This is a genomic window from Winkia sp. C0117E2 (genome assembly GCF_056590455.1).
In genome coordinates, this window is sequence record NZ_JBWPWD010000001.1 from 288,980 (window position 1) to 304,993 (window position 16,014).

The following is a 16,014-nucleotide window of genomic DNA, read 5'->3' on the forward strand; positions in this document are numbered from 1 at the left end:
GTATCTAGGAAATTTTTGCTTTAGGAGGCTAGTCTTGCTGTTCTTTTGCAGCTGCCGCAGCGCGGGCTGCTTTACGAGCGTCTTTTTCAGCCTGACGGTTACGCTTCACAGGACGACCATCCTGGTGAGACCTACGCTGCTGCGATTTGGCCATCTTCTTGCGCTTTACCGGACCGAGCACCATAGTCATGTTGCGCCCATCCTGACGAGGCATGGATTCAACGGTGCCCAATTCCGACACGTCATCTGCAAGACGTTCCAACAGTTTCACACCAAGTTCGGGACGAGACTGCTCACGTCCACGGAACATGATCATGACCTTTACCTTGTCGCCACCATTCAGGAAGCGTTCGACATGCCCCCTCTTGGTTTCATAGTCGTGTTCGTCAATCTTCAGGCGGAAACGAATCTCTTTCAGCTGCGTATTGGCCTGGTTACGACGTGCCTCACGAGCCTTCTGTGCGGCCTCGTACTTGTACTTGCCGTAATCCATGAGCTTCGCAACCGGCGGCTTAGCGTTGGGAGCGACCTCGACTAGGTCAAGACCAGCCTCCTGGGCTAGATGCAGCGCCTGATCGACGCGAACGACGCCGACTTGCTCGCCCGAAGGGCCAACTAGGCGGACCTCAGGGACGCGAATGCGATCATTAATTCGTAGCTCGCTGATGATTACTCCTTGACTATTTGAGTGGTGGCACGAAAAAACCTCCGCACCAAACGCATGCGGAGGTTACCCATATCAGCCTTTTTGGCTACCCGGACCCATGTTGGTTCCAAGGTGGGATCGCTCCACTTACGCACCGGTCTAACCGGTTGTTGACTTAATACTAGCAAAAGACTGCCGGTACGAAAAGGTAGTAGCGGGTGGTACCGCTCACCTCAGTACGGGGATCAGGTGCAGTGGAGCACATCTTGCAACAACCATCTGATCTTGCCCGAGGGCGGCGCATGCCCTGGTCGCATCTTCTTTAGACTCGGCCTCAAAACGAAGCAGAGTCGCTCCCGTAGCAGTCGCGGAAAAGCGTAGGAAATGGCACCCGAAGTGGGCGCATACCTGCCGCACATGGTTATGCAATTGCTCATCTTCAGTAGGTGGAAGCCAGGTATCCCCCGCAGCCAGAGCCATGAGGGCTGGTTCCGGCAGTACTATTCCTGCGGGTGGATCTACCACCAGTAGTGCGTTTGCACTGATTGCAAGTAGCGCGATCCTTTTACCGGGCAACGGGATGGGACGATGGTTAGGAAAACACCCCTCTAGCTCGGTGAGACTCGTAAAAGCTGCCAAGCCGACACCGTCGTCAGGAAGCACGAAGGTAGCGAACTTGGGCGTCTGACATTCACCGTCGCCTACCTTCGGGTTGATGGCAAGAAGAAGACGTTCGCCCTCACACAGAGCCCGTTGGAACGCCCGTGCTCCCTGGCGCATGGCTTGCACTAGCGCGGCAGGCGCACTGCCGTCATCGCTGCGGTCCACCTGGTAGCTGAGTCGCTTTGACACCTTCTGCCTCTGGGAGGAATCCACTAGGCAACCTCCCGCGCGGCAGCGAGCGCCTGTTCCAGCGTAAATGCACCCTGATAAAGTGCCTTGCCTACAATCAATCCCTCGACGCTGCCCAGTGCAGCAATGGCCTTTATATCCTCTATCGAGGAGATGCCGCCGGAAGAGACAATGGCCGCGTCAGTGCGGGCAGCTACCTCTTCCAGCAACGGAAGATTCGGGCCGGACATCATGCCGTCGCGGGAGACATCGGTCACCACGTAGCGGGCGCAGCCGGCTTCGTTCAAGAAATCAATAACCTCAAATACATCCCCGCCCTGGCGCTTCGTGCCCCTGGCAGCAAGAGTGTGCCCGTGCACATCCAGGCCCACCGCTACCCGCGGACCGTAAGAGCGGATTATCTGCTTGGTCCATTCCAAGTCTTCTAGCACCACGGTCGACAGGTTTACGCGAGTTGCCCCCACGGACAGAGCCCGTCGAATTGAGGATTCGTCGGCAATGCCGCCAGACATCTGGATTTTTACATCCAATTCGCCAGCTATCTGCGCCAGCAGCGGCGCATTGGAGCCGCGACCAAACGCAGCATCCAAATCAACTAAATGGATCCACCCAGTACCGGCAGCAATGAACTGTTCTGCCACCTCTTTTGGTGAACCGTACTGATTCTCCTTGTCAACGCTCCCCCGCGACAGGCGCACCGCCTGCCCCGCCTCAACATCAACTGCGGGAAGAATATCTAGCATTATTTCTCCCTTACCCTCATAAGCCATTTTGAGATGATCTGCTCGCCTACTTCTCCGCTGCAGTGAGGCAGGAATTGCAGTCCAACTAGGGCCCCATTTTCTACCGCTGCAACCAGCTTTTCTTGGCCCGTCGTCATAGTGGTTAGGGGCGGTTTCAAAGGGCCAGGCCCCAGCAGCGTAGCCGGATCAGTGTGAGCGGCATATGCGGACGGGAAACTAAGTGGCTCACCGTTTAGATCGCCAATCAAAGGACTCTTCGACGGTTCCACCCGAAGATGCTGCTCGCTAAAATTGCGCCTATTGACGTTGCCGGGCCACTGCGCCAGGCTGCCGCCCTCTAAGTCCTCAACGTTCTCGAACAAGAGGTGCATAGGGCTGCCCACAACCAAAACGTGCCTTCCGCCGGCTAACCGGCGGTCCAGCAAGTAGTCCAAGCGCGCGGAAGAAAAATAGTCTGCAAGAGCCTGGTGACTATCTTCTCCGGCGATAACCAGCGCATCTGCCGCGAGCGCCTGACTGCCAGAAGGAGACAGATCTACTTGGCAACCTGCACTGGTTAATAAATCCTGCAGCCCTTTTGCTTCCTCGTGGAGCGGGAAGAAAGCAACGTTCATTCGCCTTTTTTCTTTCGCCTCATAGCTTTGCGCAACGCTTTTAGTCCTGCCATTCGGCCCATGCGGGAGGCATCAATGTTTTCGTAGTCGGCGGGAGTAGATTTTCCTAGCAACAGATCCTCCACGCGCCCATCGGCAGTGGAGATTACTAGCCCTGCCGGTAGGTCTGCCCCTTCGGCCCCCTTCTGGTAGCGTCTTGCGATCACCTGCCCGGAGACACCGGGTTCGCCCTGGTCCCCGTTCCCTAACCAACTAACCAGGAGCACGACTCCAAGCGGGGAGGTCTGTGAAAGCAGCTTTGCCAGTTCATCTGCTTTCTTCGGCATTGGCCGATCCGCTCCCAAAAGCGCATTTAGGTCGTCCTCGGGATCGGGTTCCACCTCGAGCCAAACGGCAGCCCCCGTATCAGTCATCAGCACCTGTCCAGGTAGAGATGACATTGCGAGAACTGCGGCTACGGCCTCGACAGAAGCCAGCGGCGTCATTACTAAAGCCACAGAGCGGGCATGCGAATCGGCCTCACCCATCTGCCCGGTCAGCTCGCGCAGCGCCTCATCCCAGTCGTCACCAATTTCCTCGCTCATGTCCCCTCCTGCCGGTAACCAATGTTCCTAGCCTAATCGTTTGCTGAGGCCAGCTCTTGCGCGACTGCCCTGGAGCGGTAACGCTCCGCCCCCAGCGAACCGGTTGCCATCTTGTTAATTATCATCGCGATGGCGCCGTCGCCGGTAACGTTGCAGGCAGTGCCGAAGGAGTCAATGGCTACATAGAGAGCTACCATCAGCCCGTACATCGGATCGGTAAATGCCAGCATGCCCTGCAGCACTCCTTGCGCTGCGGTAATTGCACCCCCCGGCACGCCCGGGGCAGCGATCATGGTAATTCCGAGCATGGCAATGAATCCGGCATAGGTGCCGAAGGAAACGCTTACCCCGCTCATGTACAGGACAGCCATCGAGAAGGCCACGATCTTAACAGTCGAGCCAGCAAGATGAATGGTGGCGCACAACGGCACGGTAAAGGAAGCGACCTCGGTAGACACCCCGTTCTTTTCAGAACAGCGCAGCGTTACGGGAATGGTGGCTGCGGACGAAGCGGTGCCAAGCGCGGTCAGGTAGGCAGGCATCATGCGACCCAACGCCACCAATGGGTTGGTGCGGGCGATAACACCGGCGAGTAGGTACTGCAGGATCAGCATCACGAAAGTTAGCAGGATAGAAACAATTACGATCTTAACCATTGCCACAATTACGGAGGCAATTTCGCCGGACTTAGTTAGGTTCATGAAGATGCCGAAAATATGCAGAGGCAGTAGCGGCACGATTGTCTTCTTGATCGTGGCCAACATGATGTTGCGGAATTCGCGCATGCCCTCACGCATTATTCGAGAATCCACCGAAGCCACCCCAATGCCAAGCAGGAAGGCAAGCACGAGGGCGGTAAACACGTCGAAGACGGGAGGAATAGTGAAGTCGTCCCCCAGTAGTGAAGAAACGGCTCCCCCCGGTGCCCCAAGTTTCACCATCTTCTGCCCCGCCAGCAGACTGGGATATAGCGCCTTTGTCACAAAGTAGGTGGCAAAGCCCGCAAAGAGAGTTGACCCATAGGCAATCAAGGTGGTGATCAGTAGCCACTTCCCAGCGCTTGCCCCCAAATCCGCCAGCGCTGGCGCAACGAGGCCGACAATGATCAGTGGAACCACAAATCCGAGGTACTGACCAAACACAGCATTGAAGGTAGCGAAAGGAACCACGAACCAGTTGGGTACGAACAGACCGAGTCCGATACCGGCTGCAATCGCGACCACCACCCAGAACAGCAGCGTACGGAAGACCTTTGGCATCTTGATATGAGCCATGAATTTATCTCTCCATATAGACAAAGGGGCAAATTACACTGTAAATTCCACGTTCGCGGTTATCGCCCTCAACCATCATATGAAACTTTTCCTCTCAGATAGCGTGCATGATATGGCCCACTTCTCCCCCGCATGCCCCAGCGGTAGCCGACCGGTAACATTAACCGCGTGCGAATCGTAAATCTTCTAGACCGCGGACCGATCGACTACTTGGAAGGGGATCGCACGCAGCGGCAAATCCACGCCGACGTGGCAGCCGGGCGCAGCGAAGACACCCTGATCCTGCAAGAGTTTAAGCCGACCTGGACTGCTGGACGGCGAACCAAGCCCCAAGACATTCCGGATACCACTATCCCGGTAATCGAAATGGATCGCGGCGGCTCTGTCACCTGGCACGGACCGGGGCAACTAGTGTGCTATCCCGTGGTCAAACTCGCCGAGCCTATAGATGTGGTCAAGTTTGTCCGCAACATCGAAACTGGCGTGCGCCGTTGCATAGAAGATAACTGGCATATAAAAACGGACATTGTAAAAGGGCGCTCCGGGGTGTGGATTCTGCGGCCAGGCATGCAAGATCGAAAAATCTGCGCCATTGGCGTCAAGACTGCACTTGGCACCACGATGCACGGCCTTGCCCTGAACTCCTACCCGGACATCGAATCCGGCTTCGGCAAGATCATTCCCTGTGGCCTAGCGGATGCCGGGGTCACTTCTCTTGAAGTCGAAGGAGCGCATGTATCCTTGCCAGACGTCGCCAAGGCCCTCGTGCCCGCCCTCGAAGAGGCACTCCAAGAAAACCGACAGGCAGGAAACTAAACTAGATGTCTACCGTTCCAGATCCTGAAGGCCGCAAGCTCCTTCGCATCGAGGTTAAGAACTCGCAAACCCCTATCGAGAAGAAGCCAGCTTGGATTAAGACCAAGGCGGTTAGCGGCAAGCGCTACATGGAAATGCGCCAACGCGTCCGAGACGCGGGCTCCCACACGGTGTGTGCAGAAGCCGGGTGCCCCAATATCTTCGAATGTTGGGAAGACCGCGAGGCAACGTTCCTAATCGGCGGCGCCCTATGCACCCGCCGCTGCGACTTTTGCGATATTGCCACCGGCAAACCCACAGAATACGACAAGGACGAACCTCGCCGCGTCGCCTCAGAAATTGCTGCCCTGCAGCTCAACTACGCCACTGTTACCGGGGTCTCCCGTGACGATCTAGAGGACGGCGCTTCCTGGCTTTACGCCGAGACCTGCCGACAGATTCACCAGCAATCCCCCAGCACGGGGGTGGAGCTGCTGGTAGACGATTTCCGGGGCAAAGATGCCGCCCTCGACGAAGTGTTCTCCTCCAAGCCGGAAGTATTTGGACATAACCTCGAGACGGTGCCGCGCATCTTCAGGAAGATCCGCCCAGCATTTAGGTACGAACGGTCTCTAGAGGTGCTGCGCAAAGCACACGAGGCAGGCCTGATCACCAAGTCCAATTTCATCTTGGGAATGGGCGAAACTACTGACGAAATTGTGGAGGCGATGAAAGACATGCGCTCCGCGGAAGTAGACCTGCTGACCATTACCCAGTATCTACGCCCCTCGCCCCTCCACCACCCCATTGACAGGTGGGTGAAGCCGAAGGAGTTCGTAGAACTTTCAAAGATCGCCTACGACCTGGGCTTTAAAGGAGTAATGTCCGGGCCGATGGTGCGCTCGTCCTACCGAGCTGGACGCCTGTGGGCCAAAGCAATGCGCGCCAACGGTCGCCCGCTCACGCCCGAACAGGAACGGCTGTACTTTGAGGGCACTACCCGCCAGGAAGCCTCAACGCTCCTGGCGGACAACCCCGCCCTCGCTAACGCTTAGACCAGTTTCGCAGCGGCCCTGCGGTCATGCTTGCCCGTGGGGCCAAGCGGAATCTGGTCTACCAGTACTAACTTTCGGGGCAGTTTGAACCGGGCAATAGATTTCTCTGCCCAGCTTCTGACCTGTTCTAACGAGGGCGGATTTTGCCCCGGGACAGCGACCACGGCTATAGTCTCGCCCCACTTCGGGTCCGCAGCTCCGACCGTGCACCAATCTTTTAGTCCGGCAATGCCCGCGAGCGCCCGGTCTACCTCGGCGGGGTGAATGTTCTCTCCTCCCGAAATTACGATCTCTTTGGAACGGCCGACAATAGTGAGTAGGCCCTCTTCGTCCCAATGGCCTACATCGCCGGTAGCCAAGGGGGCTTCTTCAAGCACTATCTGCCCCTGCCGTAGCCACCTGGTTACCACGTTGGGCCCGCTGATTGTCAGCTCCCCATCTACCCCGGGTTCGGTTATGGGCTCGCCGGAATCGTCGCACACTTCCACCCGCGTGTAGGGGAATGCGCGCCCGGCCGCAATGAGATGGTCGGCAAGAAGCCGCTGCGGCAAACAGGTACAGGTAGCCGACGCCTCGGTCATTCCCCACACGTGGATCGGGGTAAGCCCAACGCTAATCATCTCGAGCGCCAGATCCCTGTCCAACGGCGATCCTCCCACGAGCGGAATTCTAAAGTCAGGCAGGTCTTTTGCAGTGAAATTCGGCTGAGAACACAGTGCCTTGAACATTGTCGGGACAGCGAACATAGTATTCACATGCCACTTCTTCAACGTTTGCACTAATTCGGCGGGGCGGAATGCTGGCACGATCACTACTGTGCCGCCGCTACAGAACAGATCCGTAGACAGCCCGTTGAAGCCACCAATGTGGGACATCGGCACAGCTACCGCCAACGTGTCGCGTCGATCGTAGCCAAAACCTTCCCTAAGGTTCCGCCACCCCCACCAGAGATTGGCATGAGTCAGCACTGGCCCCTTAGGTTCACCGGTCGTACCGGAAGTAAAAATGATAGCGGCAGGCGTGTCCTCCGTGCACTCGACCGGCTGTGCCGCAATAGGGGCAAACCCGCCCAACCAATGCAGCCAATCCTGGCGAATGGGCACGACCTTTGCCTCCCACGAGTCACAATCAGCCCGATCCGTGAACACGAGCTTCGGCCGGGCCCTCCGCAGCAAATCCGTTACCTCGGCTCCAGAGAGGCGAACATTGATCGGATTTACAATTGCTCCTAACCAAGCGCATGCCGCATAAGTAAGCAGATGCAACGGGTGATTGGTACAAACTAACGAAACCACGTCGCCAGCGCGCACGCCCTCACCGTCTAGAAAATTCGCCAGGCGAGACACTACCTCTAGGCTCTCTTCGGCGGTGAGCTGGCTTCCAGGAAAAACAAGATTTACCTTGTCTGGTTCGCGAAATACTGCCCGCTTCAGATGGGAAACCGGAGAAAAATCTACCTTTGAAAAAGACATGCGCGCACCTTTCAGCCAATACAAAACCCGCCCCTTAGGGCGGGAACACCAGCTACCTAGCCAGTGACGGGAAACGAATTTTACGAATACCCCTGGCAATGCCGAAAGTAACTAGTACAGAAACGGCCCACATGCACCACAGGATAGAGACAGCCATAGTCAGTTTCGTAAGCGCAGAAAGAATCAGCGATAACGCCACAAACCAAATCAGCAACACCAAAATGTACAGACTCAGCGGCCCCTGCAGCCCTCTTCGCGCTGCAAGCACCCCCAAGATAGCCAGACCCACGGCAAGTGCGATGAGCCCGACAATGCGCATGCCAAGGTGTGAATCAGCGACGTTAAACAGTGCAACCGAACCCAATCCGAATGACACCAACATGTCAGCAGTTAGGATTCTCCTAGCAAAAGAGCGATTTCGCCTACGAATACCGGCCCTTTTAGAACTTGTCTTACTGTCCACGCTGCCTCCTCACCCCGACAGTTTATCCCGCTACCGGTAGACTTTGCCCATGGACACAATCGAGGTAAAAGGTTCGATACGCCTAGGACAATTTCTGAAACTCGCCGGCGTGGTAGAAGACGGAGCTACCGCCCGACTCGCAATCCAAAGCGGCGACGTTGAAGTAAACGGAACTACAGAAACAAGACGGGGATCCCACTTGAGCGACGGGGACATAGTGACGGTGCACTACCCCGACGGAGAAACCGGCGACATCGCAGTTAAGGTTATTGCCTAGCCTGACACTGCGGGCACACGCCCCAATAAATTACCTCGGCTTTTTCCACTTTGAACCCCATGTCATCCTTTGCTTGCAGACATGGGGCATGCCCAGTAGCGCAAGGGATATCGACCATTTTGTCGCACACTCTGCACACCATGTGGTGGTGGTTATCGCCCAGATCAATCTCGTATCTAGCCCGCACCCCGGCAGGCTCTACCCGATTCAAAATGCCTCGCTGGGTGAGCACGTTCAACGTGTCATAGACGGTCTGTCCCGACACTGAGCCGAGTTCGTCCTCGACAATTTCCCGAACCTGATCAGCATTTGCGTGAGGAGACTTAGCCAGAGCCCGAAGCACAGCAAGGCGCGTTCCAGTAACGCGCAAACCCGCCCTCCTAAGCAGGCCGCTATGCGAGCTCATGAGCTCCCTCTATTCCGCTAGACAATTAGGTCCAAGCAGCTCCTTCAGTTCGGCGAACAAGGATGCCTCTGGTTTTACCTTAAGAGAGGCGTCACATTCAGCAACCACTGTCCGCCCAGCACCAGACAACCTTAGATTCACCGGCGCAGGCCCCGGATGGGCCTGGAAAATCTGCTTTAAGGACTCTAACAGAGGCCTCGTGCAATTATTCATGTGCATGGCTAAGGTCACCGGTTCATCACCGGTACGAGTGAGCTCCAGAATCTTCATGGACTCAGCGTTCAGCTCCACCCCGCCCTCGCGTCGAGAAAGGCGGCCCGTAACAGACACGATCTGGTCAGGCTGTAACCGTTCCGAAACTGTCTGATAGGTGGACGGGAAGAACTGCGATTCAATGGATCCAGACAAGTCCTCGATAGTAACGATCGCCCACAGATTACCGGTCTTGGTAGTACGCCGCTGCACATTAGTAATTAGCCCAGCGATCGTTACCCTAGAGCGGTCCGGGCGCGATTCGTCCTCTTTAATATCGCTAATGGAAGCATCAGAATTCTTCGACAGGCCCATCTCTTGGCCGGCAAGCGGGTGATCCGAGACGTACAGTCCGAGCATCTCGCGTTCGAAGCCCAACTTTTCTTTTCTGTCCCATTCGGGCAAGTCCGGGATCTCGACGCGGAAACCGCCGCCGACCTCCTCGGCTTCCTCCCCCAAACCGGCAAACAGATCAAACTGCCCGGCTGCCTCGTTGCGCTTAATGCCAATGATGGATTCGACGGCCTCTTCGTGCTTCAGTTCCAAGGAACGCCTAGTGGCGCCTAAAGAGTCGAAGGCACCACCCTTGATCAGAGACTCGATGGTGCGCTTGTTGCAAACGGTCTGAGGAACCTTCTTTAGGAAATCGTTGAAGGACTCAAACCTGCCTTGCTCGGTGCGTGCCTGCTCAATACCCTCTACCACTGGCAACCCAACGTTCCTCACAGAAGCCAGCCCGAAGCGGATCTTCTCTCCTACAGGGGTGAAGTTAGCCGAAGACTCGTTCACGTCAGGGACCAGCACCTCAATGCCGAGGTGGCGACATTCGCCCAAATAGACCGGCAGCTTATCCTTATTCGCGCCAGCCGAGGTTAGCAAAGCCGCCATATATTCAACTGGATAGTTCGCCTTCAAGTAGGCCGTCCAATACGACACCAAACCGTAGGCAGCCGAGTGCGACTTGTTGAACGCGTACGACGCAAAGGGAACCAGGATTTCCCACAACGTAGTAATCGAGTCATCTGAATAGCCATTGTTCAGCATGCCTGCCCGGAAGCCCTCAAACTGCTGGGCTAGCACGTCGGCTTTCTTCTTACCCATTGCCTTACGCAAAATATCTGCCTGCCCCAGAGTGAAGCCCGCCAGCTTCTGGGCGATCTTCATAACCTGCTCCTGGTACACGATCAGGCCATGGGTCTCAGACAGGATGTCCTCTAGCGGCTCAGCCAATTCAGGGTGGATTGGCTCAATCCGCTGCTGCCCATTCTTGCGCAGGGCGTAGTTAGTATGCGAGCCCGCCCCCATTGGGCCCGGGCGGTAAAGCGCACCCACTGCCGAGATGTCAGCGAAAGAGGTCGGCTTCATCAGACGGAGCAGATTACGCATGCCGCCGCCATCAAGCTGGAATACGCCCAAGGTTTCGCCGCGTCCCAGCAGTGCGTACGTTGCTGGGTCCTCTAGCGAAACGTTTTCGAGGTCGAGCTCTTCCTTGCCGTTCAGCTTTATGTTCTCGAGACAGTCAGAGATGATGGTGAGGTTCTTGAGTCCCAAGAAGTCCATCTTCAGCAATCCCAGATGCTCGCAAGTCGGATAATCAAATTGGGTAATGATCGCCCCGTCAGCTAAGCGTTTCATCATGGGAATGATGTCGGTGAGCGTATGCGAAGACATGATCACTGCACAGGCGTGCACGCCCCACTGGCGGGTCAGCCCCTCAATGCCCAGTGCCATATCCACAACTTCCTGATAACCCCAGTATTCTGCTCCCCCGGGCTTATCGGCAGCGACCATGTCGCGGAAAGACTTAGCTTCGCCATACCGCTTATCGGCCGGATCAAAAATGCCGTGCACCGAAATGTCCTTGCCCATGATCGTGGGCGGCAATTCCTTAGTGAGCTTTTCCCCTACCACGAAAGGTTTGCCAAGGATACGAGCAGAGTCCTTTAGTGCCTGCTTCGTTTTGATCGTGCCATAGGTGATCACCTGAGACACTTTGTCTTTGCCGTATTTATCTTCTACGTATTTGATAACTTCGCCGCGCCTCTTATCGTCGAAGTCGACGTCAATATCAGGCATAGAGACGCGCTCAGGGTTCAAGAAACGTTCGAACATCAGCCCGTGTTCTAGCGGATTCAGCTCCGTGATGCCCATGCAGTAGGCGACGATGGAGCCTGCGCCAGAACCACGTCCGGGTCCGACTCGAATGCCGTGGTCTTTAGCCCAGTTGATGTAGTCGGCAACCACCAGGAAGTAACCCGGAAATCCCATGGAGGTAATGACCGAGATCTCGTAGTCGATCTGCTTCTGCTCGGCTTCAGGCACGCCGCCGGGGAAACGCTTATCTGCCCCTCGGGCAACCTCCTTGACGAACCAGGATTCCAAAGTTTCGCCCTCGGGCACGGGGAACGTCGGCATGAAGTTAGCGCCTTCATCGACCGTCTTGAAGTGCACGTCACACATCTCGGCAATAAGCAAAGTATTGTCGCACGCTTCCGGCAGTTCCCTAAAGATCTCCCGCATCTCCGAAGCAGGTCTCAGGTAGTAGTCAGAGCCATCAAATTTGAAACGACCCGGATCGTCTAGCCGCTTGCCCGAGTTGATGCACAGCAGCGCGTCCTGATAGTCGCGGTCTTCCTTACGAACGTAGTGGGAGTCGTTGGTGGCCACCAAGGGAGCATCGATAGTCTTAGCGAGCTCGAGCAGCTCCTTCTTTACGCGCCTTTCAATATCCAGGCCGTGGTCCATCAGCTCAACGAAATAGTTCTCTTTGCCGAAAATATCCTGGTATTCGCCAGCGGCACGCACGGCCTCGTCCCACTGCCCGAGTCGCAACCTAGTCTGTACTTCCGAGGACGGACACCCAGTAAAGCCGATCAGGCCAGAGGAATACTTTTCTATCAGTTCGCGGTCGATGCGAGGCCATTTCGCCATCTGCCCCTCAATGGAGCCCATTGAGGCCATGCGGAACAGGTTGTGCATGCCCTCCGTTGTTCGCGACAGCAAAGTCATGTGGGTGTAGGCGCCGCGTGCCGACACATCATCGCCGGCTGCTTGTTGTTCCCTAGTGCCCCACTGCACCCTGGTGTTGTCAAAGCGGGAAGTACCGGGGGTCAGATATGCCTCTAGTCCGACGATCGGTTTGATCCCCGCCTTCTGGCATTCGTTGTAAAGTTCGTAGGCCCCGAACAGGTAGCCGTGATCAGTGATGGCTACTGCAGGTTGGTCCAGTCTCTTGGCTTCGGCAACCAGTTTCGAAATCTTGGCCGCGCCATCGAGCATCGAATAATCGGTGTGGACATGAAGGTGCACAAAGTTATCGGTAGCCATGCCTGCCATTGTACCGACTTCGCGGCTACCGTATTACCCGGGTAGGCATTGCGGGCCCAGTTTCACAACCTCATCTGTTCGAGGGCGTTTTCCAGATCTTCCGGGTATGGGGCGTCAACAGTGAGCGTTCTGCCGGTAATCGGATGGGCAAAACTGAGCTGGACCGCATGCAGCCATTGGCGAACAAGCCCAAGCCTTTCAGCCTCAGTTGGATTTCCCCCATAGGTGGGATCCCCCACGATCGGGTGTCCAATGGCTTGCATGTGCACACGAATCTGGTGGGTTCGCCCCGTTTCCAAATGTACGCGCAACAGACTGGCTCCCGGCATGGCCTCGATGGTGTCGTAGTGGGTAACTGCCATCTTGCCGCCCTCGACAACGCCCATCTTGAACTCTCGGCCGGGGTGACGGCCGATAGGCGCTTCGACAGTACCCGAGGATGGGTCTGGATGTCCCGAAACTAACGCGTGGTAAATCTTCTTTACCTTGCGGTAGCGGAAGGCATTCTTCATGACCGTGTATGCACGTTCAGACTTGGTCACTACCATCGCCCCAGAGGTCCCCACGTCCAAGCGGTGCACGATCCCTTGTCGCTCCACCGGACCGGAAGTTGCAACCCTGCGCCCAGAGGCGATCAGAGCGCCAATTACCGTTGGCCCCTCCCACCCGGGACCGGTATGAGCAGCTACGCCAACCGGCTTATTTACCACCACAATGTCCGGATCCTCAAAGAGAATTTCCATGCCGAAAGGAGTGGGCTTAATTCCCGGCTTCTCGGGTTCCGGGAGCGTTATATCTAGGAAGTCACCAGCCTGTAACCGTTCTGATTTGCGCAGCGCGTGCCCGGCACACAGCACGTCACCAGCATCGATGACCTTCTGGGCGGCAGCTCTGGACATTCCCAGCATTCTGGTGAGGGCGAAGTCTACGCGCTCCCCATCCATGCCTTCAGGAACCGGCAACCTCCGAGAGATCATTTGCTATCCTCTTTTCCCCTCAAACCAAGTAAAGCTAGCCACAGCACAGAAACAACGATGGCTATGTCGGCAACATTACCGACAAAGAAGTCTGCGTAGTTTATAAAGTCAACGACCCACCCCTGCCCGTGGTAGGGCTGGCGAAAGAGGCGATCTACGAGATTGCCTGCGGCTCCCGCCTCAAGCATCCCCAACGCAAGCGTCAACTGCAGCGAGTCGGCTTTACGGGTAAAAAGCGCAACCACAATGCAAGCAGCACCCGCGACAATGGTGAATATCCACGTGTGCGAGGCAAGGAAAGAGAAGGCAGCGCCCGGATTGAAAACCAGCTGAATCGACAGTAGGTTGCCGAGCACCGGCTTCTTTGCTCCTGGCGACAAACTAGCAAGCGCCCACTGCTTAGTAGCAAGATCAGCGACAAACCAAGCAAGAGCGGTCCCCGCCCACACGCACCATTTCTTCACCCTAATACTGTAACGGAGCGCATTGCGGAAGAAAAACTACGCGGCGGTTAAAACAATTGTGGCCCCGCCTAGAGCGGGGCCACAACGCTAAAAACTACTTGATGTCGTCGGCATCGACGGTCTCGATTAGCTTCTGCAGGTGAGAACGCAGCTGGCTGCGGTACTCGGATTCGAAGCCCTTGAGCTCGTTGATCTTACCTTCAAGCATGGAACGCTCGGAATCGAGCTGGTTGATAACGCGAGTCTTCTCGTCTTTCGCTTCACGAAGAATCTGCTGAGACTGTGCGTGTGCGTCGTCAACAATCTTGTTGCCCTTTTCCTGGCCCTCATGCACGTATTCGTCGTGCAGGCGCTGGGCCATGGCGAGCATGGAGGTTGCGGACTCGGGCTCGTTGCTCTGAGCAGGTGCGGGAGCCTCTGCAGCCTTCTGAGCTTCGCTGCGAGCGGTTTCCGCCTCGGTGCGCAGCTTCTCGTTTTCTGCGCGCAGCTGTTCAATCTGTGCACGCAGCTGGGCTTCGGCCTCAGAGGGTTCGCCGGAAGACTTACGGGCCTCAGCGGCTTCAGATTCGACCTCGGCGGTACGCTTGCGCGCCTGTTCCAGTTCTGCGCGAAGCTTATCGTTTTCAGCGCGCAGAGCGCCGTCATCTGCAGTTGCAGGAGCGGCCTCAGAAGCGTTTTCGCTAGCTACGGCGCCACCTTCCTGGAGGGCAGTCAGTGTACGCACGACCTCGTCAAGGAACGAATCAACTTCGTCCTGATCGTAACCCTCACGGAACTTCGTGGGGGTAAACGTCTTGTAATGGACGTCTTCCGCCGTTAGCAGAGCCATATTGGTCACCTCGTATTTCGAATGTGGGCCCACTAGGCCCCGGTTGGTTCTTCACTTGGTCCAAAACCAAGTAACGCGTTCATCATACTAAATATTGCCTTATTTAACACGTTCAACAACAGTAACAGGCGCACCTGTTCACGTTTCAGACGGTATAAGACAGCCTAAAAAGTATTCGAATAAGGAAAGAAACTCCGAAGAAAAGTACTAAAAAGCCGAGGTCAAGCGCAATAGTACCCAGCCTCAACGGAGGGATATACCTACCCAAAAAACGCAGTGGCGGATCCGTGACCGCATACACAAAATTGGCGATAACTAAAATTACACCTTTTGGACGCCAATCGCTTGCAAGTATCCTCGCCCAGTCCAAAATTACTCGAACGAGCAAAACGATGGTGTAAGCCTGCAGCAGATAGGCGACAATCTGTAAAGCTGCTCCGATTGCCGTCATGCGCTAAAAGCTCACAGATCCGTTAGAGGACGACCCTGCCTCCACTGCCACCTCGGTGGGGGTAAGCAAAAAGACACGCTTGGTTACTCGCTCGTAGTGCCCGGACAGACCGTGCACCAAACCTGCCCCGAAATCTACAAGCCGACGAGCGTCAGCATCATTCATGGCAGACAGGTTCATAATCACAGGTGTTCCCTCGCGGAAGGCATTGCCGATCGCGGGAGCATCCGCGTAAGAAGTCGGATGGAAGGTGACAATGCGACGCAAGTCGCTCCCCTCCGAACGAACCGGGCGAGGAAATTCGGCTACTGGAGCGGCAGAGAAAGATTCCGAGCTGGAAAAATCTAGTTCGCCCTCTTCATCCGAGTCGTATGTATCGGCGAAACCATCAGAGGCCTCGGCTACATAGTCATCTTCCTCTACGCCTTCGGGCTCGCGCCACCCAAAAAAGTCCATCGTACGGCTAAGTGCTCCGGCCATGAACATACCCTTCGACTAGTACCTGCAACTGCTAAAAGATTAGCCGCATCCCG

The 16,014-nt window shown here is 56.1% G+C and carries 18 protein-coding genes; 3 read left to right on the top strand and 15 right to left on the bottom strand.

The window, feature by feature from the left end:
- Positions 1-28: 28 nt before the first annotated feature.
- From infC to AC1EKG_RS01325, 6 genes are all read right to left on the bottom strand, one after another.
- On the bottom strand, positions 29-670 hold the full coding sequence (gene infC / locus AC1EKG_RS01300; RefSeq protein WP_048707465.1) for a translation initiation factor IF-3: 642 nt from the start codon (positions 668-670) through the stop codon (positions 29-31).
- 204 nt (positions 671-874) lie between these two features.
- Positions 875-1,522, bottom strand: coding sequence for an SseB family protein (locus tag AC1EKG_RS01305; protein WP_102201958.1), 648 nt, complete (start codon positions 1,520-1,522; stop codon positions 875-877).
- Positions 1,522-2,241 (bottom strand): HisA/HisF-related TIM barrel protein, encoded by a 720-nt coding sequence (locus AC1EKG_RS01310; protein WP_048707469.1) that lies wholly within the window; start codon positions 2,239-2,241, stop codon positions 1,522-1,524. The genes AC1EKG_RS01305 and AC1EKG_RS01310 overlap by 1 nt, the downstream gene beginning before the upstream one ends.
- Positions 2,241-2,855 carry a type 1 glutamine amidotransferase family protein gene (locus AC1EKG_RS01315; RefSeq protein WP_102201956.1) on the bottom strand — a complete coding sequence of 205 codons (615 nt, stop codon included), beginning with the start codon at positions 2,853-2,855 and terminating at the stop codon, positions 2,241-2,243. Before AC1EKG_RS01315 ends, AC1EKG_RS01310 begins: the two co-directional genes overlap by 1 nt.
- On the bottom strand, positions 2,852-3,439 hold the full coding sequence (locus tag AC1EKG_RS01320) for a hypothetical protein (RefSeq protein WP_048707474.1): 588 nt from the start codon (positions 3,437-3,439) through the stop codon (positions 2,852-2,854). The genes AC1EKG_RS01315 and AC1EKG_RS01320 overlap by 4 nt, the downstream gene beginning before the upstream one ends.
- A 32-nt stretch (positions 3,440-3,471) precedes the next feature.
- Entirely contained in the window at positions 3,472-4,713 is a 1,242-nt protein-coding gene (locus tag AC1EKG_RS01325; protein WP_053086208.1) for a dicarboxylate/amino acid:cation symporter, read from the bottom strand.
- Positions 4,714-4,881: 168 nt separating this feature from the next.
- Between AC1EKG_RS01325 and lipB the strand changes: the two genes are divergently transcribed.
- Together lipB and lipA are read left to right on the top strand one after the other, a co-directional pair.
- Entirely contained in the window at positions 4,882-5,529 is a 648-nt protein-coding gene (lipB, locus tag AC1EKG_RS01330) for a lipoyl(octanoyl) transferase LipB (protein WP_004804908.1), read from the top strand.
- Between the two features lie 5 nt (positions 5,530-5,534).
- Positions 5,535-6,563 (top strand): lipoyl synthase, encoded by a 1,029-nt coding sequence (gene lipA, locus AC1EKG_RS01335; protein ID WP_102201954.1) that lies wholly within the window; start codon positions 5,535-5,537, stop codon positions 6,561-6,563.
- On the opposite strand, the gene AC1EKG_RS01340 is transcribed toward lipA, so the two are convergent.
- Positions 6,560-8,035 carry a class I adenylate-forming enzyme family protein gene (locus AC1EKG_RS01340; RefSeq protein WP_004804895.1) on the bottom strand — a complete coding sequence of 492 codons (1,476 nt, stop codon included), beginning with the start codon at positions 8,033-8,035 and terminating at the stop codon, positions 6,560-6,562. The genes lipA and AC1EKG_RS01340 overlap by 4 nt on opposite strands.
- A gap of 52 nt (positions 8,036-8,087) precedes the next feature.
- Positions 8,088-8,498: a hypothetical protein gene (locus AC1EKG_RS01345; RefSeq protein ID WP_004804893.1), complete on the bottom strand. Its 411-nt coding sequence runs from the start codon at positions 8,496-8,498 to the stop codon at positions 8,088-8,090.
- 49 nt (positions 8,499-8,547) lie between these two features.
- Here AC1EKG_RS01345 and AC1EKG_RS01350 point away from each other — a divergent pair, with 49 nt between their 5' ends.
- Positions 8,548-8,775, top strand: a complete 228-nt coding sequence (locus AC1EKG_RS01350; protein WP_004804892.1) for an RNA-binding S4 domain-containing protein — start codon at positions 8,548-8,550, stop codon at positions 8,773-8,775.
- Here AC1EKG_RS01350 and AC1EKG_RS01355 read toward each other — a convergent pair.
- From AC1EKG_RS01355 to AC1EKG_RS01385, 7 genes are all read right to left on the bottom strand, one after another.
- Positions 8,765-9,181, bottom strand: a complete 417-nt coding sequence (locus tag AC1EKG_RS01355; protein WP_004804887.1) for a Fur family transcriptional regulator — start codon at positions 9,179-9,181, stop codon at positions 8,765-8,767. The two genes, AC1EKG_RS01350 and AC1EKG_RS01355, sit on opposite strands and share 11 nt — an antisense overlap.
- A gap of 9 nt (positions 9,182-9,190) precedes the next feature.
- Entirely contained in the window at positions 9,191-12,769 is a 3,579-nt protein-coding gene (gene dnaE / locus AC1EKG_RS01360; protein ID WP_004804885.1) for a DNA polymerase III subunit alpha, read from the bottom strand.
- 53 nt (positions 12,770-12,822) lie between these two features.
- Positions 12,823-13,737, bottom strand: coding sequence for an RluA family pseudouridine synthase (locus AC1EKG_RS01365; protein ID WP_004804883.1), 915 nt, complete (start codon positions 13,735-13,737; stop codon positions 12,823-12,825).
- On the bottom strand, positions 13,734-14,201 hold the full coding sequence (gene lspA / locus AC1EKG_RS01370) for a signal peptidase II (RefSeq protein ID WP_257993960.1): 468 nt from the start codon (positions 14,199-14,201) through the stop codon (positions 13,734-13,736). The genes AC1EKG_RS01365 and lspA overlap by 4 nt, the downstream gene beginning before the upstream one ends.
- A 94-nt stretch (positions 14,202-14,295) precedes the next feature.
- The gene (locus AC1EKG_RS01375) at positions 14,296-15,030 is read right to left on the bottom strand and encodes a DivIVA domain-containing protein (protein ID WP_004804877.1); all 735 of its coding nucleotides are present in this window, start codon (positions 15,028-15,030) and stop codon (positions 14,296-14,298) included.
- A 145-nt stretch (positions 15,031-15,175) separates the two neighbouring features.
- A complete protein-coding gene (locus AC1EKG_RS01380; RefSeq protein WP_004804874.1) occupies positions 15,176-15,481 on the bottom strand; it encodes a YggT family protein in 306 nt (101 codons plus the stop codon).
- 3 nt (positions 15,482-15,484) lie between these two features.
- Entirely contained in the window at positions 15,485-15,961 is a 477-nt protein-coding gene (locus tag AC1EKG_RS01385) for a cell division protein SepF (protein ID WP_004804873.1), read from the bottom strand.
- Positions 15,962-16,014 lie beyond the last annotated feature (53 nt).

Coding starts and splice junctions, on each gene's coding strand:
- AC1EKG_RS01340 (WP_004804895.1), bottom strand. CDS start 8,035: ATGTCTTTTTCAAAGGTAGATTTTTCTCCGGTTTCCCATCTGAAGCGG.
- AC1EKG_RS01315 (WP_102201956.1), bottom strand. CDS start 2,855: ATGAACGTTGCTTTCTTCCCGCTCCACGAGGAAGCAAAAGGGCTGCAG.
- AC1EKG_RS01385 (WP_004804873.1), bottom strand. CDS start 15,961: ATGGCCGGAGCACTTAGCCGTACGATGGACTTTTTTGGGTGGCGCGAG.
- lipA (WP_102201954.1), top strand. CDS start 5,535: ATGTCTACCGTTCCAGATCCTGAAGGCCGCAAGCTCCTTCGCATCGAG.
- AC1EKG_RS01350 (WP_004804892.1), top strand. CDS start 8,548: ATGGACACAATCGAGGTAAAAGGTTCGATACGCCTAGGACAATTTCTG.
- dnaE (WP_004804885.1), bottom strand. CDS start 12,769: ATGGCAGGCATGGCTACCGATAACTTTGTGCACCTTCATGTCCACACC.
- AC1EKG_RS01380 (WP_004804874.1), bottom strand. CDS start 15,481: ATGACGGCAATCGGAGCAGCTTTACAGATTGTCGCCTATCTGCTGCAG.
- AC1EKG_RS01365 (WP_004804883.1), bottom strand. CDS start 13,737: ATGATCTCTCGGAGGTTGCCGGTTCCTGAAGGCATGGATGGGGAGCGC.
- AC1EKG_RS01325 (WP_053086208.1), bottom strand. CDS start 4,713: ATGGCTCATATCAAGATGCCAAAGGTCTTCCGTACGCTGCTGTTCTGG.
- AC1EKG_RS01320 (WP_048707474.1), bottom strand. CDS start 3,439: ATGAGCGAGGAAATTGGTGACGACTGGGATGAGGCGCTGCGCGAGCTG.
- AC1EKG_RS01375 (WP_004804877.1), bottom strand. CDS start 15,030: ATGGCTCTGCTAACGGCGGAAGACGTCCATTACAAGACGTTTACCCCC.
- AC1EKG_RS01355 (WP_004804887.1), bottom strand. CDS start 9,181: ATGAGCTCGCATAGCGGCCTGCTTAGGAGGGCGGGTTTGCGCGTTACT.
- AC1EKG_RS01310 (WP_048707469.1), bottom strand. CDS start 2,241: ATGCTAGATATTCTTCCCGCAGTTGATGTTGAGGCGGGGCAGGCGGTG.